At 60.3% G+C, this 20,866-nt stretch carries 21 protein-coding genes and 1 pseudogene; 16 read left to right on the plus strand and 6 right to left on the minus strand.

Translation table 11 applies throughout. From position 1 onward, the window contains the following. Positions 1–312: pseudogene (locus P7F28_RS14230) on the plus strand (amylo-alpha-1,6-glucosidase); the annotation flags it as partial. A gap of 48 nt (positions 313–360) precedes the next feature. On the opposite strand, the gene P7F28_RS14235 reads toward P7F28_RS14230, so the two are convergent. After that, the gene (locus P7F28_RS14235) at positions 361–1,542 is read right to left on the minus strand and encodes a 4-hydroxybenzoate 3-monooxygenase (protein ID WP_277185163.1); all 1,182 of its coding nucleotides are present in this window, start codon (positions 1,540–1,542) and stop codon (positions 361–363) included. A gap of 174 nt (positions 1,543–1,716) precedes the next feature. Further along, entirely contained in the window at positions 1,717–2,769 is a 1,053-nt protein-coding gene (locus P7F28_RS14240) for an aldo/keto reductase (RefSeq protein WP_277185164.1), read from the minus strand. 194 nt (positions 2,770–2,963) lie between these two features. On the opposite strand from P7F28_RS14240, the gene P7F28_RS14245 reads away from it, so the two are divergent. From P7F28_RS14245 to P7F28_RS14260, 4 genes are all read left to right on the plus strand, one after another. After that, positions 2,964–3,962, plus strand: coding sequence for an AraC family transcriptional regulator N-terminal domain-containing protein (locus P7F28_RS14245; protein ID WP_370467322.1), 999 nt, complete (start codon positions 2,964–2,966; stop codon positions 3,960–3,962). A 126-nt stretch (positions 3,963–4,088) separates the two neighbouring features. After that, on the plus strand, positions 4,089–4,457 hold the full coding sequence (locus tag P7F28_RS14250) for a hypothetical protein (protein ID WP_277185165.1): 369 nt from the start codon (positions 4,089–4,091) through the stop codon (positions 4,455–4,457). A gap of 147 nt (positions 4,458–4,604) precedes the next feature. Further along, positions 4,605–5,126 (plus strand): RNA polymerase sigma factor, encoded by a 522-nt coding sequence (locus P7F28_RS14255; protein WP_277185166.1) that lies wholly within the window; start codon positions 4,605–4,607, stop codon positions 5,124–5,126. Next, positions 5,123–5,887, plus strand: coding sequence for an anti-sigma factor (locus P7F28_RS14260; protein ID WP_277185167.1), 765 nt, complete (start codon positions 5,123–5,125; stop codon positions 5,885–5,887). Before P7F28_RS14255 ends, P7F28_RS14260 begins: the two co-directional genes overlap by 4 nt. Before the next feature lie 86 nt (positions 5,888–5,973). Here the strand turns inward: P7F28_RS14260 and P7F28_RS14265 are convergent, their stop codons facing one another. From P7F28_RS14265 to P7F28_RS14275, 3 genes are all read right to left on the minus strand, one after another. After that, positions 5,974–6,204 (minus strand): hypothetical protein, encoded by a 231-nt coding sequence (locus P7F28_RS14265; RefSeq protein WP_277185193.1) that lies wholly within the window; start codon positions 6,202–6,204, stop codon positions 5,974–5,976. A 63-nt stretch (positions 6,205–6,267) separates the two neighbouring features. Beyond that, positions 6,268–6,390 carry a hypothetical protein gene (locus P7F28_RS14270; RefSeq protein ID WP_277185168.1) on the minus strand — a complete coding sequence of 41 codons (123 nt, stop codon included), beginning with the start codon at positions 6,388–6,390 and terminating at the stop codon, positions 6,268–6,270. Positions 6,391–6,511: 121 nt separating this feature from the next. Continuing rightward, a complete protein-coding gene (locus tag P7F28_RS14275) occupies positions 6,512–6,934 on the minus strand; it encodes a BspC domain-containing protein (RefSeq protein WP_277185169.1) in 423 nt (140 codons plus the stop codon). A gap of 230 nt (positions 6,935–7,164) precedes the next feature. Here P7F28_RS14275 and P7F28_RS14280 point away from each other — a divergent pair, with 230 nt between their 5' ends. From P7F28_RS14280 to P7F28_RS14325, 10 genes are all read left to right on the plus strand, one after another. Next, entirely contained in the window at positions 7,165–7,749 is a 585-nt protein-coding gene (locus tag P7F28_RS14280) for a putative glycolipid-binding domain-containing protein (RefSeq protein WP_277185170.1), read from the plus strand. A gap of 28 nt (positions 7,750–7,777) precedes the next feature. Further along, the gene (selD, locus tag P7F28_RS14285; protein WP_277185171.1) at positions 7,778–8,824 is read left to right on the plus strand and encodes a selenide, water dikinase SelD; all 1,047 of its coding nucleotides are present in this window, start codon (positions 7,778–7,780) and stop codon (positions 8,822–8,824) included. A gap of 26 nt (positions 8,825–8,850) precedes the next feature. Continuing rightward, positions 8,851–9,762, plus strand: coding sequence for a cation diffusion facilitator family transporter (locus P7F28_RS14290; protein ID WP_277185172.1), 912 nt, complete (start codon positions 8,851–8,853; stop codon positions 9,760–9,762). Between the two features lie 245 nt (positions 9,763–10,007). Further along, positions 10,008–12,563 carry a mechanosensitive ion channel family protein gene (locus tag P7F28_RS14295; RefSeq protein WP_277185173.1) on the plus strand — a complete coding sequence of 852 codons (2,556 nt, stop codon included), beginning with the start codon at positions 10,008–10,010 and terminating at the stop codon, positions 12,561–12,563. A gap of 91 nt (positions 12,564–12,654) precedes the next feature. Then, positions 12,655–13,515, plus strand: a complete 861-nt coding sequence (locus P7F28_RS14300; RefSeq protein WP_277185174.1) for a hypothetical protein — start codon at positions 12,655–12,657, stop codon at positions 13,513–13,515. Next, positions 13,502–14,218: an RES domain-containing protein gene (locus tag P7F28_RS14305; RefSeq protein ID WP_277185175.1), complete on the plus strand. Its 717-nt coding sequence runs from the start codon at positions 13,502–13,504 to the stop codon at positions 14,216–14,218. The genes P7F28_RS14300 and P7F28_RS14305 overlap by 14 nt, the downstream gene beginning before the upstream one ends. A 148-nt stretch (positions 14,219–14,366) precedes the next feature. Continuing rightward, on the plus strand, positions 14,367–15,452 hold the full coding sequence (locus tag P7F28_RS14310; protein ID WP_277185176.1) for a purine nucleoside permease: 1,086 nt from the start codon (positions 14,367–14,369) through the stop codon (positions 15,450–15,452). Between the two features lie 527 nt (positions 15,453–15,979). Further along, positions 15,980–16,297, plus strand: a complete 318-nt coding sequence (gene flhD / locus P7F28_RS14315; RefSeq protein WP_277185177.1) for a flagellar transcriptional regulator FlhD — start codon at positions 15,980–15,982, stop codon at positions 16,295–16,297. Between the two features lie 29 nt (positions 16,298–16,326). Further along, on the plus strand, positions 16,327–16,995 hold the full coding sequence (gene flhC / locus P7F28_RS14320; protein ID WP_277185178.1) for a flagellar transcriptional regulator FlhC: 669 nt from the start codon (positions 16,327–16,329) through the stop codon (positions 16,993–16,995). A gap of 175 nt (positions 16,996–17,170) precedes the next feature. After that, entirely contained in the window at positions 17,171–19,531 is a 2,361-nt protein-coding gene (locus tag P7F28_RS14325) for a DNA polymerase II (RefSeq protein ID WP_277185179.1), read from the plus strand. On the opposite strand, the gene P7F28_RS14330 is transcribed toward P7F28_RS14325, so the two are convergent. Beyond that, a complete protein-coding gene (locus P7F28_RS14330) occupies positions 19,494–20,195 on the minus strand; it encodes a PIG-L family deacetylase (RefSeq protein WP_277185180.1) in 702 nt (233 codons plus the stop codon). The genes P7F28_RS14325 and P7F28_RS14330 overlap by 38 nt on opposite strands. A gap of 442 nt (positions 20,196–20,637) precedes the next feature. Here P7F28_RS14330 and P7F28_RS14335 point away from each other — a divergent pair. After that, the coding region (locus P7F28_RS14335; RefSeq protein WP_277185181.1) for a hypothetical protein at positions 20,638–20,866 on the plus strand (229 nt) is incomplete at its 3' end.

Raw genomic sequence — 20,866 nt, forward strand, 5'->3', positions numbered from 1 at the left:
CTGCCCGAACTGTTCTGCGGCTTCACGCGACAGCGCGGCGAACGGCCGATCGCCTATCCGGTCGCGTGTCTGCCGCAGGCGTGGGCAGCGGGCGCGCCGTTCATGATTCTGGAAGCCTGTCTCGGCGTCAGTGTCGATGCGCTCAACAATGAAATCCGCATCGATCGTCCGCAGTTACCGGAAGGTATCGACTGGCTGGAAATCGGTGATTTGCGACTGGGCGAGAAGAACGTGACGATTACGTTCCGGCGCGTCGGCGGGCAAGTGGTGCCGTCGGTGGACGGCGAGGCGCGGGTCGTCGCGGTGCTTTAAAAGCGGAACGGACGCCTGAGTATTCGAGGCGTCCGTTTTGCGAAGCGCTTAAACCGCCACGCTGCCGACATAGTTCTCGGCCAGCGCAGTCGCGGCTGCGCGCGACGTCGTCACATGCTCCAGTTCGGCGACCTGAAGTCGCTGCTCGAACGGCGACGTATCGTCGAGTTTGTGCAGCATGCGCGTCATCCACCATGAGAAATGCTCGGCGCGCCAGACGCGCTTAAGCGCGGTTTCGGTGTATCGCGTGAGCTTTTCGGTGCTGCTTTCCTTGTAGAAATCGACCAGCGCCGCATTCAACACCCGCACATCCGATACCGCGAGATTCAGCCCCTTCGCGCCGGTCGGCGGCACGATGTGCGCGGCGTCGCCCGCGAGGAAGAGCTTGCCGGATTGCATCGGCGTGGAGACGAAGCTCCGCATGCCGACGATATTCTTCTGGAAGATCTTGCCTTCGGTGATCTGCCAGCCATCGGCGGTATCCACACGTGCGTGGAGTTCGGCCCAGATGCGGTCGTCGGACCAGGCATCGACGGAATCTTTCGGATCGCACTGGAAATACATGCGCTGCACGCCGGGCGAGCGCGTGCTGATCAGCGCGAAGCCGCGATCGTGGCGCGCGTAGATAAGTTCATCGGAAGAGGGCGGCGCTTCGACCAGAATGCCGAACCAGCCGAACGGATAGATACGCTGGTAGTCCTGACGAACTGCTTCCGGAATCTGCTGGCGCGAGACGCCCTGCGAACCATCGCAACCGATGATGAAATCGCATTCGAGTTCTTCGTCGCGTCCTTCGTGCTGATATTTGATGCGCGGATTGCGGTCGCTGCCTTCGTGGAAATCATGCAGCGTCACGTTCGATACATTGAACTTCAGCGCGCCATTCGCCGCGATGCGCGCCGCCACCAGATCCTTGATCACTTCGTGCTGCGCATAAACGGTGATCGAATGACCGGTCAGTTCCGTCAGCGCGATCCGCCTGCGCTGAGCTTCGAACGCCAACTCAAAACCGTGATGCAGCGCGCCTTCGGCCTGCATGCGCGCACCGAGACCGGCCTGATTCAGCAAGTCCATCGTGCCTTGTTCGAGCACACCGGCGCGAATGGTCGATTCGATATCGTTCTGACTGCGCACTTCAAGCACGACCGATTCGATGCCGCGCAGATGCAGCAGATGAGAGAGCAGAAGCCCGGCAGGACCAGCGCCGATGATGCCGACTTGAGTACGCATGTTTGTCTCCGTGATGCGGTTGAGATGTTGTGCGTACAGTGTCGGCAGAGCGGTGTTATGCCGCAACGCGATACGGCGGATAGCGCGTATCTATTTTTGAGATAAAGGGCGGAAAATCGGGGTTTTGGGTCGCTTTGTCAGGGAAAGTACTGAGACAAGCGACCCACGCTCAACTCACTCCGCCGCCAATTCCTTCAACTGATTCTTCCGATACTCCCCCTGCCGCGCGAACATCCAGCCCGGATATTCCGAAGGCAACTGGCTCACTTCATCCAGCGCGGCCAGTTCATCCTCATTGAGCGTCACGCGCGTCGCCGCGATGTTGTCATCGAGCTGATCCACACGTTTTGCACCGATGATCACGCTCGACACCACCTTCTGATGCAGCAACCAGGCCAGCGCGATCTGCGCCACCGACACGCCCTTGGACTCCGCCACATTGCGCATCACATCGATACAGTCGTACGCGCGGTCCACGTTCACCGGCGGGAAATCGAACTTGGTGCGGCGGCTGCCTTCTTCCTTGCCGCCTTCGCGCGTGAATTTGCCCGAAAGCAGGCCGCCCGCCAGCGGACTCCACACCATCAAGCCGACGTTTTCGCTCTGCAGCAGCGGCACGAGTTCGCGCTCGAGATCGCGCCCGGCGATCGTGTAATACGCTTGCAGCGACTCGAAACGCGCCAGCCCGAGCCGCTCCGAAATCCCGAGCGCCTTCATGATCTGCCACGCCGCCCAGTTCGATACACCGATATACCGCACATGCCCGTGCTGCACGAGGTTATCCAGCGCGCGCAAGGTTTCTTCGATCGGCGTCGCCGGATCGAAACCGTGAATCTGGTAGAGATCGACGTGATCGAGTTGCAGGCGTTTGAGGCTCGCCTTCACGCCATCGATGATGTGATAGCGCGACGCGCCGCGCGAATTCGTGCCCTTCGTGCCGGTCTCGCCGAAAATCTTGGTCGCGACGACCACGTTCTCACGCGGCACCTGCAAATTGCGCAGCGCCTGTCCGGTGATGATCTCCGAGCGGCCATCGGCGTAGACATCGGCGGTATCGATGAAATTGATGCCGGCGTCGAGCGAGCGGCCGAGCAGTTTGTCCGCGTCGGCCTGTTGCAACTGGCCGATATTGCCCCAGATGCCGTTGCCGTCGCCGCCGAACGTCATCGTGCCGAGACAGAGTTCCGAGACGAAAAGACCGGTATTGCCGAATTTCCTGTAGCGCATGGTGGCTCCTGTGTGACCGATAAGGCGCGGACGAGGCGATCCATCCGCGCCGACGATGCAGTATCGTCCTCGCCCGGAGCCGGGGCATAGCCTGATTCTGTCGAATCATTGCCTTTTCCTGCAAAGGGCGGCGCAGGCCGTGGGCAAGGTCGCACGCGCGCGAGTAAGCTAGACGGACTATCTTCGACGTACAAATGACTCCGGAAATCATGGCGCTAAACGACACTCCCGGCTTCACCGAAAAAGACCCGCACGACCCGCGCCACGGCGGCGGCGTGCCCGATGCCGCGCTGGATCAAGCTCGCCTCGATCTCGTTTCGCTGATCGACCGCTTTACCATCGGCTGCGAAGGCTCGATCGAAATGCCGGTGCCGGGGCTGTTTTTGCATCGCATCATGAATCCGGGCGGGCCGAAGCACGGCATTCAGACGCCCGCGCTGGCCTTGATCGCGCAAGGTTCTAAGCGACTGATGGTCGGCGACGAGGTCTATAACTACGATCCCATGCACTATCTGGTTTCATCGGTCGATCTGCCTGTGTGCGGGCAAGTGTCCGTGGCGAGCGAATCCGAGCCGTATCTGGGTTTGCGGCTGGATCTGGATGTCGATGAAATCACTTCGCTGATTCAGGACCAGAATCTGCCGCCGACCACGCACGCCGATGCCTCGCGCGGCCTCTATGTCAACCGTCTCGGCAATTCCATGCTCGACGCCGTGCTGCGCCTGCTGCATCTGTGCGACAGCCCCGAAGACGTGCCGATTCTCGCGCCGCTGGTCAAGCGCGAGATTCTGTATCGATTGCTGATGAACGGGTCGGGCGCGCGCTTGCGGCAGATCGCGTTGCAGGACAGTCAGACGCATCGCATCGCCAAGGCCATTCAAATGTTGCGCGAGAATTTTGATCAACCCTTGCGCGTGGAAGATATCGCGCGGGACGTTCATATGAGCGTCTCGTCGCTGCATCATCATTTCAAGGCGGTGACGGCCATGAGTCCGCTGCAATATCAGAAGCAATTGCGCCTTCAGGAAGCGCGCCGGCTGATGCTGCTCGAAATTGCCGATGCCGCGACCGCCGCGCATCGCGTAGGGTATGAAAGCGCGTCGCAATTCAGCCGCGAGTACAGCCGCCTGTTCGGTGCGCCGCCGCTGCGCGATACGCGTCGTTGGCGCGACGCGGCCGCCGCGGGCGCATAACATGCGGCGGGATGGCACGAATCACGGTGCGAGGGCGCTGCCGCACCGGTTTATTTCATCGTCCGCGGAATAGCGCAGCGCCTCGGAACGTTCTACGGATACTTCGACAACAAGGAAGAGACGACAATGAAGAAGCGAATCCTGATGAGCGTTTTTGCAGCCACCGCAGCGTGTGCCGTTTCCACGGCTTATGCCGATGCGCCGAAAGCATCGAACGGCATGTATGTCGATTCGAAAGGCATGACGCTCTATACCTTCGATAAAGACTCCGCAGGCGGTCCGAGCGCGTGCACCGGCGGATGCGCCGAAGCATGGCCCGCCGCAATGGCGTCCGGCTCCGATCAGCCGTCCGGCAAATGGACCACGGTCGATGCCAGCGGCGGCAAGCAATGGGCCTATGACGGCAAGCGCGTCTACACGTTCAAGAAGGACACCAAGGCCGGCGATATGAACGGCGATAACTTCAAGAACATGTGGCACGTCGTCAAGCCCTGACATCGAAGGAAACACGGCGCGGGCTCGTGAAGAAGGAATAAACGCACGGGCCTGCGCGTCTAACAAACAACGGAAATCGAACATGAAGCGAGCGATCGGCACGATGGCGCGCACGGGCGCGTTCGGCCCGGCACGGGACGTGCAGCCTTGAGTTTCGAAAGCGATCTGCTGGCGCATCTGCCGCAGTTGCGGCGCTATGCGCGCGCGCTGACGGGCGATCGCGCCTGGGCCGACGATCTCGTGCAGGACGCCACCGAGCGCGCGCTCAATCGCGCCAAGTCGTTTCACGCGGGAACGAATCTGCGCGCGTGGCTATTCACGATCATGCGCAACTTGTTTATCGACCAGTTGCGCGGCAAACGCGATATCGCCGTGGACGATGAAACCGCGCCCTGGCGTCAGATGGCCGCGCCGCGCGGCGAAGTAGACGGTCTGGTTCTGCGCGATGTGCAACGCGCGCTCTACTGTCTGCCGGTCGAGCAACGCGAAGTGATGCTGCTGGTGTGCGTCGAGGATATGACTTATCAGGAGGCTGCGGTGGTGTTGAACGTGCCGACCGGAACCGTGATGTCGCGTCTCTCCAGAGCGCGCGAACATATGCGCGTGCTGCTCGGTGAAGAGACGGGCAGGAAGCCGGCGTCGTCCTTGAAAGTAGTGAGCCGCACATGAAAATTCAGGACACTCCGGAAGATCGCGACTTGCAGGCGCTGTCTGCTTATATCGACGATGAACTGCAAGGCGCCGAACGCGATGCCGTCGCATCACGCATCGCCAACGATGCGGACAGTGCGGCGACGGTCGCGGCATATCGCGCGCAGGACAATGCCTTGCGCGCGTTGTTCGCGGATCAGAGCGAGCCGCAAGTGGTTCTGATGCGGCCGCGCGCGAAAGAGCGTTATTTGCTGGCTGCGTGCTTCTTGGTGGTTGGCATCGCGTGCGGGTTTTTGATGCATATGCTGTTGCCCGCATTACGCGGCGAATCGCCGATGCGTTTTGCCGAGCGCGCGGATATCGCGTATGCGGTGTATGCGCCCGAGAAGCGTCATGCCGTGGAAGTGGATGCGACGCAGCAGGATCATCTGGTGACGTGGCTATCGAATCGGTTGAAGCGCAGCGTGACGATTCCATCGCTGACCGAGTACGGTTTTCAGTTGGTCGGCGGCCGTTTGCTGCCGGACGAAGAAGGACCGGCCGCGCAATTCATGTATCAGAACGCAGCGGGCGAACGTCTCACGCTGTACATGACGACCGCCACCATCCGCCGTAATGACAGCAAGGTCCGCTTGCTGCGCGATGGTCCGCGCACGACGTATTACTGGGCGTGGGATCGCGTCGGATACGCGCTGTCGGGACAAATCGGCGAAGCGAAATTGCAGGCGATCGCCTATGACACATGCAAGGAACTGGGCGGCGATCCGAAGAGTTGGTAGGGCGCGTGGAGACCATAAGCGAAAGCCGCAGCGACATGAAAAATCGCTGCGGCTTTTTCACCTTCAATCAACCGTATCAAGCGTAATTAGTAGCGATGCGGAGGCGGCGGTTCATGATGAACCGGGTGATGGCGCTCCCAGTCACGACGCTCCCAGTAGCGGTGACCATCATAGTAACGATCGCCATGCCAGCCCACCGTCACCGATACATGGTGATAATCATGATGGTCCTGCGCCGATGCCACGCTCGCCATCCCCAAACCCAGCGATGCAGCCAGCGATGCGATAAGCAGTGTCTTCTTCGTCTTGTTCAACATGTTCGTTCTCCCTTCGTGTGTGCGGATCATTAACGTCGTTCAATCATCGAGCGACGTCACGAATCAACGCCAGTCGTCGTGATGGTGATGCCATCCACCGCCACCGCCGTCCGGCACGATGATGCAACCCGACAACGTGCTACCGAGCAACGCAGCGAGTGCCGCAACGATTGCCAACTTCTTCATGGGTTTCTCCGTGTGAATCCATGAGGACCAATGTAGCGGTTGGCAAAATGACAAGCCGTGTTCGTTTGTAAGCAAACGTGTGGCTTGAAATATTCACGAAAAGGAGTCGCAAGCAGAACGCTTAACGAACGATTTGAGCCTTGATATTCGGTGTCAGCGATACCCCGACCACGTGACCATCGCGTACGCCGCAGCGGCTGTCTACGCGGGTCCACTTCGCGGTGCCGCGTGCTTTCGCAAACGCGCGCATGACGATCACCTGATCGACGGGAATCGGATTTCCGGTGCTGAAGATCGGCGTTTCGCTGTCGATCTTCGCGGCAAGCACGCGCCGGTCGGGCACGATCAGCGTGTCCCACTTGGGCGCGTTTTCGACCCAGTGATCGAACGCGGCCACGCATTGCACGACCGAATCGGGCACGTGGAGTTTGGTGAGATACGAATAATCTTCCGGCAGATCGGGCGTCTCTTGCGCCTGAACGAACTGAAACATCGAGGCCGATAGAACGAGCGCGAACAAAGCGGGGACGAAGGACTTTTTCATGCGATGTCGATTGGGCTTGGGGCGCTTGAAGAGGGTGAACGTGCTGCGCGGATCGCGGTTTGCGGATCGCGTGGAGGGACTGAAACACGCATTTTCGAGATGGCCTGAAGTATATCGTGCGATGTTTTTGCGAGTCGAGCGCGAATCGAAATTGGAAGGGTGACCGAAAGGCTTGCCGCGCGTTGTATCCTTGTCGCTTACTTGGCGCTTAACGGCGAACGAGGTGCGCGATGAAAGCGGTGCGATGGTCGCAACAGGACGGCGCAGGGCTGGAACATCTGGTGATGCACGAAGACGCGCAGGGCGTGGTGATCGAAAGCGTGGTCGCGGGCGAACATGAAGCGCAGGCGTTCGGCCTGATGTACCGCATCGAATGCGATACGCGCTGGCAGGTCACGCGGCTCGCGCTGAGACTTGCCGATGGCCGCACGCTCGATTTGCATCGCACACCATGCGACGTCGCGCATAAGCACGCGCTCGCCGAATGGACCGATGCCGATGGCGTGCTGCAGGAAGCGCTGCGCGGCTGCATCGACGTGGATCTGACGGCGACGCCATTCACTAATACCTTGCCGATTCGCCGTCTGCGTTTGCAGGAAGGCGAGCGGCATGTGATTCGCGTGGTCTACGTGCAGGTGCCGACGCTGACCGTGAGCGCGGTGGAGCAGGCGTATTGCTGTATCGAACCGAACCGGCGTTATCGCTATGACGGGCTGGACACGCACTTCACCGCCGAACTGACAGTGGATACCGACGGTTTCGTGCTCGACTATCCCGGTCTCTTCAAACGCGAGGATGTCACCGAGCGGCGATAATGTGGCTCTTTCGTCCGGCTGAAACACCATGAACGATACGACTTCTCCCCGTCTCACGAGCCTGTCGCACGGCGGCGGCTGCGGCTGCAAGATCGCGCCGGGACTGCTCGCCGAACTGCTTAAGCGCAGCGCGCCGATGCAGGCGTTCCCCAATCTGCTGGTCGGCAACGATACCGCCGACGATGCCGCCGTCTACAAGCTCAACGACGAGCAAGCCATCGTCGCGACGACCGATTTCTTTATGCCGATCGTCGATGATCCGTTCGACTTCGGCCGCATCGCCGCGACCAATGCGCTGTCCGATGTCTACGCGATGGGCGGCAAACCGATCCTCGCGCTCGCACTCGTCGGCATGCCGATCAATGTGTTGCCGCACGAAGTCATCGCGCAGGTGCTGAAGGGCGGTGAAGCGGTGTGCGCGGAGGCGGGCATTCCCGTCGCGGGCGGCCATTCGATCGATTCCGTCGAGCCTATTTATGGGCTCGCGGCGCTGGGCATCGTGCATCCGTCGAAGGTGAAGCGCAACGCCGCCGCGCGCCCCGGCGATGTGCTGATTCTCGGCAAGCCGCTCGGCGTCGGCGTGCTGTCCGCAGCGCTGAAAAAAGATCAGCTCGATGCCGCCGGCTACCAGGCCATGATCGACGCAACCACCAAGCTCAATCGTCCCGGCGCGGACCTCGCGCAACTCGAAGGCGTCCACGCATTGACCGATGTCACCGGCTTCGGCTTGCTCGGTCACACGCTCGAACTCGCGCGCGGCGCTGGTTTGACCGCGCGCATCCGCTATAGCGATTTACCGTGGCTGCCGCAAGTACGCGACTTCGTGCGCGCGGGCGTTTATACGGGCGCGTCGGGACGCAATTGGACCGCGTATGGCTCGGACATCACGTTGAACGTGGAAGGCGACGAGGCCCGCGCCTTGCTCACCGACCCGCAAACGTCGGGCGGACTGCTGGTGTCCTGCGCGCCCGAATCCGTCGATGAAGTGCTCGCCATTTTCCGCGCCGACGGTTTCAACGATGCCGCCGTCATCGGCGAAATGGTCGATGGCGCGAGCCGCGTCGAAGTTGCTTAATTCAACTCAACAATCAAAATAAGCGCATGAAGGAAGAATCTCCGAAAGCCATCTTCTACGCGCTTGCCGCGAACTTCGGCATTGCCGTGTGCAAGTTCGGCGCGGCGGCGTACACGGGTTCCGGCTCGATGTTCGCCGAAGCGATCCATTCCACCGCTGACTGCGGCAATCAACTGTTGCTGTTGTTCGGACTCAAGCGCGCGCAAGCCCCGGCCAATGCGCTGCATCCGCTCGGCTCGGGACGCGAGATTTATTTCTATGCGCTGATCGTCGCACTGTTGCTGTTCTTCGTCGGCGGGGCGTTTTCGGTGTACGAAGGCGTGCATCGGCTCGCACATCACGAACCTTTGTCGAATCCGATCGTCGCGCTGGTGATTCTCGGTATCTCCGTGGTGCTCGAAGCGTTTTCGCTGGCGGGCGCGGTGCGCGAGATTCGCAAGACATCGGGCGGCAAGACCATGTGGCGATGGTTCCGCGAAACGCGTGAATCGGAGCTGTTGGTGGTGGCGGGCGAAGACGTTGCCGCGCTGCTCGGTCTGGCGATCGCGTTCGTCGCGGTGCTCGCGACCATGCTCACCGGCAATCCCGCATTCGATGCAGCCGGTTCCATCGGCGTGGGCGTGTTGTTGATGGTGATCGCGTACCTCGTCGCGCGCGAAGTGAAGTCGATGATCGTGGGCGAATCGGCGAGTCCGGAAGTGCGCAAATCGATCGATGCGCATTTGCGTGCGCGCAGCGAAATCACCGGCATCATCAGCCTGATTACCTTGCAGTGGGGTAAGCACGTGGTCGTCGCGGTGCAGGCGGAAATGATCGAATACGCCAGCGGACGCGAAATGATCGACGCCATCAATATCATCGAAGACGATTTGCAGCGGGCCTTTCCGCAAGTGCGCTGGGTGTTCTTCGAACCGGATATTGCGCGCGAGAAGCACTAAGAAACGCGCCGATTTTCCATCATGCGAAAGCGCACAGGGCGGGTGCGGCTTGTGCTACGCAACATACGACCGCCCATTGCGGCGTTGCGGGCTTCGGCGATTTGCTGATACGCCTGCGCGTTCTGCATTCATTGTTCAGGATCGTTGCCGAAACCGGCTCGTCGCACGCAAGCCGATGGCTTTAACATAGGCCGTGCGCGTCGTCCGCATCCAGTTCCTGACATTTCGTGATCGTCATTCGACCTATGCGCAAAACCATCACTTTCGTGTTTCTGCTGGCGCTATCGTTCGCGCCGTCTCTCGCTTTCGCAGCCGATGCCGCGCATCACGCATCGCAGCCCGCCGTCGCGCTGACGCCGCAGCAGGCGCGCGATGCACTCAGCGTACTCGACGATCCGCAAAAACGCGCCCAAGTCGCAGATACATTACGCGCGGTGGCCGCTGCGGGCGCGTTGGCTACGCCTGCGCCTGCGAGCGCGCCGCAGCCAGCGTCTGGCGCTGCGCCGGCTTCGGGCGCATCGAGCGTGCTGGCGAAATCGTTGACGGCGAACGGGCTGGCATCGCAGGTTTCGCGGCAGGCGAGCAACTGGCTGGTGGGCTTCGGCCGGGATTTGCGCACATCGATTGCCGCGCTGCTCAATGGCCGATCCGTCGCGCAATGGTGGCACGACCGCACCGCGACGCCCGAGGCGCGCGAGGTGCTCGGGCATGTCGCGTGGACGGTGCTCGCTTCGCTGCTGCCGGCGTTCCTCATCGAATATTTTTGCGCGCGTTTGCTGCGCAGATTGCGGGCGAAGGTCGCGGCGCGCGGCGTGGTCGATGCCGAAGTCGCCGATCCCGGTCTCGTGCACGATCAGCGCAAAGCCGAGCACGCCGAACAAATCGCCGAGAAAACGGGCGATGCCGTCGCCATGCACGTGGCCGAGCAGAAAGTCGAGACCGCGCGCGGGCAGCGTCATGCCGCGCAGCACTGGACGCTGCTGCAACGCCTGCCGAACGCGCTGGTTTATCTGGTGCTGAAGTTCGTGCCGCTGTTGGCCTTCGTCGGCGTGGTGACGCTGCTGATGTCGGTCATCATGGACGACAACACCACGGAGGCGCACGTGGCGGGCGCGATCATCGACGTGTATCTGATTTGCCGCTCGATCATCATCGTGAGCGGGTTCTTTCTCGCGCCGCATGCGAAGGGTTTGCGGCTGCTGCAAATGCGCGATGACTATGTGATCTACACGTATCGCAAGCTGCGCAGCATGGTGATCGTCGGAGGTGTGGGCATTGCGATCGCCAACGCGTTCCAGCCACTCGGTTTATCCGATGCCGCGCGTATCGCCATTCTCAAGATCGTCACGCTCGACATTCACCTGATGCTCGCGTGGACGATTTTCGAATGCCGCCAGCCGGTGGCCGAGCGCATTCGCGGTCGTATGCACGGCTACAAATCGACTGCGCTGGTCGGCAGTTGGGTCGCGGACGTATGGGCGAGCGTGGCGATTTTCTTTGTGATCGCGCTGTGGTTCGTGTGGGCACTGGATGTGCAGAACGGCTATCGCACGCTGTTCCATCTCGGCGGTGTGTCCTTGCTCGTGCTGGTGGGCGCGCGCGTGGCCGCGATCGTCGCGTTCGGCGGCCTGGGACGCATCTTTCACGAGAACGATGAAAACGTCGATTTGTCCAGTCAATCGATCCTGCATCAGCATGCGTACCGTTATTACCCGGTGTTTCGGCGCGTCATCCAGACGGTGATCGCGGTGGCGACCGTGGTGACCTTGCTCGAAGTGTGGGGCGTGCATATCGTGCATTTCTTCACGTCGGGCGGCGTGGGCAACAAGATCGCCTCGGCGCTGGCGACGATCGCCGTCGCGGCAGCGTTCGCGGTGATCGTGTGGGAAGGTGCCAACGTGCTGGTCGAACAGCGGCTGGAGCAATGGAACACCAGCGGCGATCGCGTACGCGCCGCCCGCCTGCGCACCCTCTTGCCGATGATGCGCACGGCCTTGTTCATCGTCATCGCCATGGTAGTCGTGCTGACGGGGCTGTCCGAACTCGGCGTGAACACCGCGCCCTTGCTGGCGAGCGCAAGCATTTTCGGCGTGGCGCTCGGCTTCGGCTCGCAAAAACTGGTGCAGGATTTCATCACCGGCATCTTCCTGTTGATGGAAAACGCGATGCAGGTCGGCGACTGGGTGACGGTGGCGGGCGTATCCGGCACGGTCGAATATCTGTCGATCCGCACGGTGCGCTTGCGCGGCGGCGATGGCTCGCTTTACACCGTGCCGTTCAGTTCGGTATCGACGGTGAACAACACGAATCGGGGTATCGGCAATGCGGCGGTGCGCGTGTCGATCGCACTCGGACAGGACGTCGATCTGGCGATATCGACGCTCAAGGGAATCGGCGCGGCGCTGCGCGAAGACGCGGCATTCCGCGATGGCATTCTCTCCGACTTCAGCTTCTGGGGCGTCGATGCCGTCGATGGCTCGACCGTCACGCTCGCCGGCCAGATTCAATGCCGCGACAGTTCGCGCTGGCCGGTGCAGCGCGAATTCAATCGGCGCATTTTGAACGAGTTCACGGCGCGGGGGATAGAGATTGCCAATCCGCAGCGGAACTTCGTGATCGTCAACGGGAACGGCGCGGAGGGCGGCCCGGATTCGCCGCAAGACGGCACCGATGGCGATGCAGGCGCAGATCAGCGCGGCGAGCCGTCGAAGGCGGCGGAGCATCCGACAAGCGAGGCGCAGCAATCGGCGAGTGTGGCATCGAACGCGCCGCCGCCGCGGGCTTCGGGAAGCGGAAGTTAGCCTCGCGGAACGAGGATAACTAGAATAACCTTGATAACTACAATAACCGTAGTTAGACTAAAGGTCTCGGAGGCATCGGGAGTCTTTAGTCATGTCATCACTCATATTTTTTGAAGTCGCCCAGCAAGGTCACGATCGGTTCGTCGATATGGGCAAGATCAGCGTGCGCGATGCCATTGCGCCGCGTCGCGCGCACGGTGTGCGGCTGTGTTTTTACGTTCGTGACGAAGATCGTCAGACGCGATTTCGCTATGAACTGCTGAGGCAGTTTCAGGCGATGCTGCCTTTGGTTGCCAATCCGCATTCTTCGGTACGGGAAGGGCTTTACGACCATGCGGATGCGGTACGGCGTTTTTTCAGCGCGCCTTCCGCCGATGCAACGCAATTCGCGAGCGTCGCGGAAGACGATGTCCGCATGTGGCTGAAGTCGAAAGACTCGGTCGTCGTCGAAGCCGATGGCAAATATGCGGAATTGGTCGAGTTGCTTGACGCGCTGTGCGATAACGAACCAGCGAACGGACCTGCGCGCGCGCCCGATCCCGAACAAGCGGCCATCGACTTCCGCAATCAGTTGCTCGCGAAAAACTGGCGCGATGGCAAAGGCGTCGCGGCGTTGCTCGGCATGGCAACGGAAGTCGCCAATCCCAATCAGTATGCCTATCGACTGCGAAAGGACGGTGCGCTGTTTGGCGTCTGGTCGGCGAAGGATCGCGGTTACCGGTATCCGGATTTTCAGTTCGAACGCGGCATGCTTCGTCCGGAAACGGCGGAGTTGTTGAGCGTGTTGGCAGCGCTGGAGGACAGCGGCGGCTGGCGGATCGCCTTCTGGCTGTATTCGCCGCATGCCTTGCTCGATGGCAACAAGCCTGCCGACGTCTTCGTCACCGCTGCGCAGCGGGTCATCGACGTTGCAAGGCAAGAGTTTGGTGGGGAGCAGGATGCGGGCTGGTGATATCGATGTTTTGCATAAGGTCGTACTGTCGAAGGCAGGACTTGGCACCTACTGGCATGTCTATTCAAGCCGGTACGCGCCGACCGCATCCAATCCCCACTCGCAGGCAAGACTTGCCTGGCGTGACGGCGCGCACGGCATGTTCTACACGGGCGAGACGCGCGCTGCCGCATTATGGGAGACCGTGCTGCGATATGCGTCGATCGACAACGGGTATGTCTATACGGATCGCTTTCATCTCAAGGGCATGATGCTCGCGCGGCTCGAACTAACGTTCGACGCATCCGTGCTCGATCTTCGCTCGCCGTATCGCCGGGCCGTAGTGAATGCCTCATCTGAACTCGATGAGCAGTGGGAGCGCATGCTCAAAGACCCCGATCACGCGAATACGCACAACTTCACCATGCGCACGATGGAGCAATTGCGCGCCGCCGGCCACGAGCACGGCGCGGCGCTTCGCTGGTATTCGCGTCAATGCGCCAGCGCGGCGGCAACGCTCTTCTTCGAACCGCGCATGCAGCCGCAATGGTGGACGTTCCGGCAAAAGGACCTTTATCGGCTCGACTCGCCTGAAGGGGAAGAGCAGATCAGAATCGCGCTTGCAGAACAAGGTTTGCATTGGCGAGGCGCGCCTGTGTCCGATGACTTCTCGCCACCACAAAATGCCGATATGAATGACGGCCCGATGAACGTCCGTCATTAAACGCATCCCCCTTACGTTTCCCTTCCCAATCTTATTGACCCTCCTATAATCCCTCGGGCTGGCCGCGCCCGAGCAATCGAAACCATCCACGCAGCAAAGGGCGCGGCTTTCCTTCGAAGTTCGAACCTTCACGAGGAATCTGCCTGCCATGAAGAAGACCCTTCGCAAAACCGTCTGTGCCAGCGTGCTCGCTGCTGGCCTCACGAGTGTCTCGGTACTCACCGGCTGTGCCTTCGCCCAGGACGATGACCACGGTTTCGACCGTCATGGCGACGGCCACGGTGGCCGGCAGGTCAAGGTCATGATCATTTCGATGTTCGGTCCCGAGGGCCAGGTATGGCTCGACAATCTCGGCCCGTGGGATGCGGTCAAGGTGCCGGGTCTGTCGCCGGACTATCCCGAGGTGCATTGCAATCGCAACGACGTTTGCGTCATGACGACGGGCATGGGTCACACCAACGCGGCGGCATCGATCATGGCGCTGACGTTTTCCGATCGCTTCGATCTGCGTAAGACGTACTTTCTGATCGCGGGTATCGCCGGGATCGATCCGGCGCGCGGTACGCTCGGTTCGGCCGCATGGGCGAAGTATCTGGTCGATTTCGGCATTCAGTGGGAACTCGATGCCCGCGAGAAGCCCGCCGACTGGCCGAGCGGTTTCATCGGCACCAACACGAAAGGGCCGACGGAGAAGCCGCCGCCCGATTACCGCACCGAGGCCTATGCGCTCAATGCATCGCTTGCGGATGCGGCTTACGCGATTTCCCGCAATGTCACGCTCTCCGATAGCGACGACGCCAAGGTTGCGCGCGCGAAGTTCAGCTATGCGCCCGCGAATCAACCGCCGAAGGTCATTCAATGCGACACGCTCGCCGGCGATACCTGGTGGTCGGGCAAATATATCGGTGAGCGGGCGCGTTACTGGACCAGGCTGCTGACGGACGGCAAGGGCATCTACTGTACGACGCAGCAGGAAGACAACGCCACCTACGAAGCGCTGAAACGCGCCGCAAGTACGAATCGGGTGGATTTGTCGCGATTGGCGGTGTTGCGCGCCGGTTCGGATTTCGACCGGCCTTATCACGGGCAAACGGCCTCGGACAATCTTTTGAACTACGCGGCGCAGGGCGGTTTTGCACCGGCTATCCAGAATTTGTATCTGACGGGTAATCCGTTTGTGCAGGAGATCGTTACACATTGGGGCGCGTGGAGTAAGGGCGTTCCGCAGCGCTGAATTTGTGTTAACTCAACTCACAACAATCGGCTTCACACAGGTGTAACACCGTGTCGGTCGTGTTTACTCAAAATGCCGCGAATCGGTAAATCCGGTTATCGCGGCATTTTTTCCGATTTTTCAGCACGCGTATTTGTCTCAAAAATACCTTGAAAAGCCGTCAACCAAAGCGGCGAATCCCCCGTTATTGCTGGCGTCAGGCAATTAATCTAACCAAAATCGAGCCTGTCTCATTAAGCGCCAGCTTCAAATACGTGTCACGGTTATCTCGGTCGCCTTACCCGGTTTTACCGCATCGTAAATTTGACCGATCCAAAGTGTTGTTTGCAACAAAATATTTTTAAGACACTCTTGCTTTGATCTCAGACTGTTCTTAGAATCCGTTTCACAGTGCTGTTACAAGATGTAACGGCCTGAAACAAAACATACGCGGTACGTAGCCGGACAGACCAAGGTGCGGTGAGGCACAAAAAAGATATCGGCAAAAGCCGGCAAAGCAATTCGGGGATTTACTGGAAGTTGCAACCATGAATGGTCGCGAAACGCTTGAATCGATCCGGGAAATCAACTTGTCGTACCTGATGCTCGCGCAGCGTCTGTTGCGTGAGGATCGCGCTATCGGCATGTTCCGGCTCGGTCTGTCGAAGGAACTCGCCGACTTGCTGTCGAGCCTCTCGCTCGCGCAAGTGGTGAAGCTCGCATCGGCCGATAACCTGCTGTGCGCCTTCCGCTTCAACGATCACACGATGCTGTCGGCCCTGACGCAACCCGCGAAGAATGCGGAAATTGCGCCGACGCACGCGGCAATCCTGCTGGCTGGCCAGCCGGCGGAACAGTTCGCTTAAATCCGCAAACGTTAGTGACGGAGCGAGCCATGCTGAAAAAGAGCCTCACCGAAGACGCCCAGGAAGTGTTCCGTGCGATCGCGCTGATCGAACTCGGCGCGCGCATGCAGGTGCTGGAGAGCGAACTGACGCTCTCGCGGGACCGCATGATCCGTCTCTATCGCGAAGTGAAGGGTGCATCGCCGCCCAAAGGCATGCTGCCGTTCTCCGCGGACTGGTATATGACGTGGCTGGCCAACATCCACGCATCGCTGTTCTACAACACCTACAAGTTCCTTCGGAACGAAGCCGGTTGCTCGCATCTCGATGCGTTGACCAAGGGGTATCGCCTGTATCTGGAGCATTGCAGCCATAGCAATGCCGAGGCGGTGCTCGATCTCACGCGGGCCTGGACTCTCGTGCGCTTCTTCGACGCGGGCATGCTGCAGATGACGTCGTGCTGCCGCTGCACCGGGAAGTTTGTCGCACACAAGCATGATTTGCAGAACAACGTGGTGTGCGGGGCCTGCCAGCCGCCGTCACGCGCGGGGAAGACCAAGAAAGCGGCGGCCGCTCGACAGGCCAATCAAGAAGCCGTTCTGGAGGTTGTGTCCATCAAGAACGAAGTGCCCGAATCGCAGGAACTGCAAGAAGCGGCGCTCGCAAACGTGGCGGTCTCGATGCCGCCACGGCCAAGCCTGGTCGCACAGGCTGCTTGAGCGGCAGCGGGCCCGGCCCGTCCTTCGGGGACCATCCGCGAGAGGGATGGTGGACGACCGGATTCCCGCTGCCGCATTTCCTTCTTCTTCGACGGGCGCTCTTGTGAGCGCCCGTTTGTATTTTGTGTGCCAACAGTAAAATGCTTCGATTGCAGGCAATTTCGAAGGAACGGGTTTGGCCACGCATCGACACGGCTTTTTACTGACACGTCACTGGCGCGATACGGCGTCCGGTGTCGAAGTCGATTTCTGGCTCGCCACTGACGACGGCCCGCGCACAATCCGCATTGCATTACAAACGCCGGTCGCATTTATTCGCGCGGAAGATCGCGCGCGTGCCGAATCGCTGGTTGCCACCGTGCGCGATGCGCAATTGCGCGAATTGCCGCTGACCGACTTTCGTCACAAACCTGTGCTGGGGCTTTATTGCCCGCAATATCGCCAGTTGCTTGCGCTTGAAAAAACCTTGCGTCAGGCCGGCGTGAATGTTTACGAAGCGGATATCCGCCCGCACGAGCGATATCTGATGGAGCGATTCATCACTGCACCGGTTTTGTTCGATGCCGATGGTGCGCGCGACAGTTACATCTTCAGCGAACTCAAACCTGCGCCCGCCTATCGTCCGGCATTGAAACTGGTTTCGCTCGATATTGAAACGAGCGTTCGCGGCGAGCTTTATTCGATTGCACTCGAAGGGTGCGGCCAGCGTCAGGTTTATATGCTCGGCCCGCAAAACGGCGAATCATCGAAGGAGAATTTCGCGCTCGAATACTGCGAAAGCCGCGCCGATATGCTGCGCCGTTTCAACGCATGGATGGCGCGGCATGATCCGGATGCGATCATTGGCTGGAACGTGGTGCAGTTCGATCTGCGCGTGTTACAGAAACATGCCGATGACTACGGCGTGCCGCTCGCCATCGGCCGTGATGGTGGCGTGATGGAATGGCGCGAGCACGGGCTGAATCGCAATCACTGGTTCGTGTCGATTGCTGGCCGATGGGTGATCGACGGCATCGAAGCGCTGAAATCGGCGACGTGGAATTTTCCGTCGTTCAGTCTGGAGTATGTCGCGCAATCCTTGCTCGGCGAAGGCAAGGCGATCGACAGTCCGTACGCGCGCATGGACGAGATCGAGCGGCGTTTTCAGGAAGACAAACCGGCGCTTGCGCGTTACAACCTGAAGGATTGCGAACTGGTGACCAAGGTCTTCGAGAAGACCGAGTTGTTACCGTTCTTGCTCGAACGCGCGACCGTGACGGGCTTGCAGGCCGACAGAAGCGGCGGCTCGGTGGCGGCGTTCGTGCATTTGTATATGCCGCGCATGCATCGGCTGGGGTATGTGGCGCCGAATCTGGGCGATGTACCCGAGCAAGCCAGTCCCGGCGGCTTCGTGATGGACTCGCGTCCCGGCCTCTACGATTCCGTGCTCGTGCTCGACTACAAGAGCCTGTATCCGTCGATTATCCGCACGTTTCTGATCGATCCTGTCGGTCTTGCGCAAGGCATGAGCGAAGCGGAAGACGCCACGGTTGCAGGCTTTCTCGGCGCGCGTTTTTCACGCGACAAGCATTGTCTGCCGGCCATCGTGGAACAGGTGTGGGAAGGGCGTGAAGCGGCGAAACGTCAGCACAAAAAACCGCTTTCGCAGGCGCTGAAGATCATCATGAATTCGTTCTACGGCGTGCTCGGTTCCAGCGGCTGCCGTTTCTTCGATCCGCGTCTCGCTTCGTCGATCACCATGCGTGGCCACGAGATCATGCATCGCACGCGCGAGCTGATCGAAGCGCGCGGCTATAGCGTGATTTACGGCGATACCGATTCCACCTTCGTCTGGCTGCGCCGCGCACGCGATGAAGACGATGCCGCGCGCATCGGACGGGCTTTAGTTGCGCATGTGAACGAATACTGGCGGGACCATCTGCAAGATGAATTCGGCCTGACGAGCGCGCTCGAATTGCAATTCGAAACGCACTTCAAACGCTTTCTGATGCCGACGATTCGCGGCACGGAAGAGGGCAGCAAAAAACGTTACGCTGGACTAACCAAACGCGCGGATGGCAGCGAAGAGATCATCTACAAAGGGCTGGAAACGGTGCGCACGGACTGGACGCCGCTCGCGCAACGCTTCCAGCAAGAGCTATACATGCGCGTGTTCAAAGGCGAAGCCTACGACGACTACGTGCGCGATTACGTGTCACGCACACGTCGCGGTGAACTGGACGAGTTGCTGATCTATCGCAAGCGGCTGCGCCGCACCTTGAGCGACTATCAGCGCAATGTGCCGCCGCATGTACGCGCCGCCCGTATCGCCGATGAATACAACGTGCAGCATGGCCGCCCGCAGCAATATCAGAACGGCGGCTGGATCAGCTATGTGATGACCACGGCCGGTCCCGAACCCGTCGAAGCGCGCCATGCGCCGATCGACTACGAGCATTACATCGGCAAGCAGTTGCAGCCGATTGCGGACGGCATTCTGCCGTTCATGCGCGATGACTTCATGACGCTGCTGACGGGCCAGCAGGAACTGTTCTAGCCGCGAGTTCGAGTTTCCAGTAGCGCTCGGAGTGGAAGACATCGTCGAAACTGTCGGGACCGAGCGAGGCGACGCGGCTGGCATACGCGCTCACCGCTTCACGCTTGAGCGCGTGGCGGCGTTCGGCATCGAAAGGCTGGGCGGCGGTGGCGCACATCGGCGTGGCGTCGATGCCGCGTGCGTGAAGATCGATCAGCCGTTGCTGCACGAGTCCGCGTTCACGCCGATAAAAACTCTCTTCGTACGCGAAGCACGTGAGTTCCGGCTGCGCGAGCCAGGCATCGCATGAGGCTTGATGCGCGAGCACGTGGTCTGCATCGAAGAGGCCGAGCGGAATCATCAGCACTTGCGGACGAAAATCACGCAGCACGCTTTGCAGCGATTGCGCGATTTCCGCACGCGTGGCGCGCCGCGCCGCATAGCGCGATGCCACGAAGTTCAAACGGATCGACGCCGCGTTCAGCAGGTTCAACGCGCGATCGTCTTCTTCGATACGTGCGGCGAGTGCATCGCGCGCGCTGGTGAAGCCGCTTCGCGTGTCCTCGTCGGTCATCACGTTTTCGGTCGGCGGCCCGGCGAACAGCGTGCAGACGCGCGCATCCGTCACGCCCGCGAGCGACGCGCCGCAGCCGAACACGGCGACGCCTGGGTGAGGGGAAACCACCAGAACTCCGGGTTTGAGGTCGGTCATGGCGACGAACTGCCGGTTGATTATCGTGACGGCCGTGCATACCTTTCGACCGCGCTACGAAACTTTTAACGGCTCTATATTTCGCTTCCGTGACAGCGCCTCAGAAACGCAGGCCCACGCCCGCCTCGATGATGTCCGCCAAGTTCGATTCCGAATCGAGACTGTTAAGGATTGTGGGGCGGCCATCACCGTGACTTCGTTGTTGATCACCACGCCAGTGCGATCGATTGGCCGCGCGCGCAGACCGCGGCCCGAGGCTTGAAAAACGCATCAAACGTTTGCGAGCGCCATTCGTTCCCACGAAATGTGGGCCGCCCAACGAGCCATTCACATGCAGGGTTTTGCTCGACGCAATGCTTGCGTAGATTGCAGTCAAGAGACCCGTAATCTTTAAACCGACCTGTCGAGGTGACCGATGGACGCCATACCAGTCCAATATCACGGCTGTGAGCTTTCGGCCATCGTCACGCATCGCGCGGGCGAATTTTCTTCGATGCTGCTGATCGAAAAGCCCGGTGGAAGGCGTCATGCAATCGGTCCGTTTCGCGCCTTCGCGACCGCGCACGATGCCGAGCAGGCCGCGCTCGAATACGGCAAGGCCGAACTCGATGCGCTGCATATGCGGCTGATGCCGGGGCTGTCTA

It is taken from the genome of Caballeronia sp. BR00000012568055 (genome assembly GCF_029439455.1).
Taxonomy (GTDB): Bacteria; Pseudomonadota; Gammaproteobacteria; order Burkholderiales; family Burkholderiaceae; genus Caballeronia.

Coding starts and splice junctions, on each gene's coding strand:
- P7F28_RS14270 (WP_277185168.1), bottom strand. CDS start 6,390: ATGAAGAAGTTGGCAATCGTTGCGGCACTCGCTGCGTTGCTCGGTAGC.
- P7F28_RS14275 (WP_277185169.1), bottom strand. CDS start 6,934: ATGAAAAAGTCCTTCGTCCCCGCTTTGTTCGCGCTCGTTCTATCGGCC.
- P7F28_RS14240 (WP_277185164.1), bottom strand. CDS start 2,769: ATGCGCTACAGGAAATTCGGCAATACCGGTCTTTTCGTCTCGGAACTC.
- P7F28_RS14265 (WP_277185193.1), bottom strand. CDS start 6,204: ATGTTGAACAAGACGAAGAAGACACTGCTTATCGCATCGCTGGCTGCA.
- P7F28_RS14245 (WP_370467322.1), top strand. CDS start 2,964: ATGACTCCGGAAATCATGGCGCTAAACGACACTCCCGGCTTCACCGAA.
- P7F28_RS14280 (WP_277185170.1), top strand. CDS start 7,165: ATGAAAGCGGTGCGATGGTCGCAACAGGACGGCGCAGGGCTGGAACAT.
- P7F28_RS14295 (WP_277185173.1), top strand. CDS start 10,008: ATGCGCAAAACCATCACTTTCGTGTTTCTGCTGGCGCTATCGTTCGCG.
- P7F28_RS14260 (WP_277185167.1), top strand. CDS start 5,123: ATGAAAATTCAGGACACTCCGGAAGATCGCGACTTGCAGGCGCTGTCT.
- P7F28_RS14310 (WP_277185176.1), top strand. CDS start 14,367: ATGAAGAAGACCCTTCGCAAAACCGTCTGTGCCAGCGTGCTCGCTGCT.
- flhD (WP_277185177.1), top strand. CDS start 15,980: ATGAATGGTCGCGAAACGCTTGAATCGATCCGGGAAATCAACTTGTCG.
- selD (WP_277185171.1), top strand. CDS start 7,778: ATGAACGATACGACTTCTCCCCGTCTCACGAGCCTGTCGCACGGCGGC.
- P7F28_RS14290 (WP_277185172.1), top strand. CDS start 8,851: ATGAAGGAAGAATCTCCGAAAGCCATCTTCTACGCGCTTGCCGCGAAC.
- P7F28_RS14300 (WP_277185174.1), top strand. CDS start 12,655: ATGTCATCACTCATATTTTTTGAAGTCGCCCAGCAAGGTCACGATCGG.
- flhC (WP_277185178.1), top strand. CDS start 16,327: ATGCTGAAAAAGAGCCTCACCGAAGACGCCCAGGAAGTGTTCCGTGCG.
- P7F28_RS14250 (WP_277185165.1), top strand. CDS start 4,089: ATGAAGAAGCGAATCCTGATGAGCGTTTTTGCAGCCACCGCAGCGTGT.
- P7F28_RS14305 (WP_277185175.1), top strand. CDS start 13,502: ATGCGGGCTGGTGATATCGATGTTTTGCATAAGGTCGTACTGTCGAAG.
- P7F28_RS14235 (WP_277185163.1), bottom strand. CDS start 1,542: ATGCGTACTCAAGTCGGCATCATCGGCGCTGGTCCTGCCGGGCTTCTG.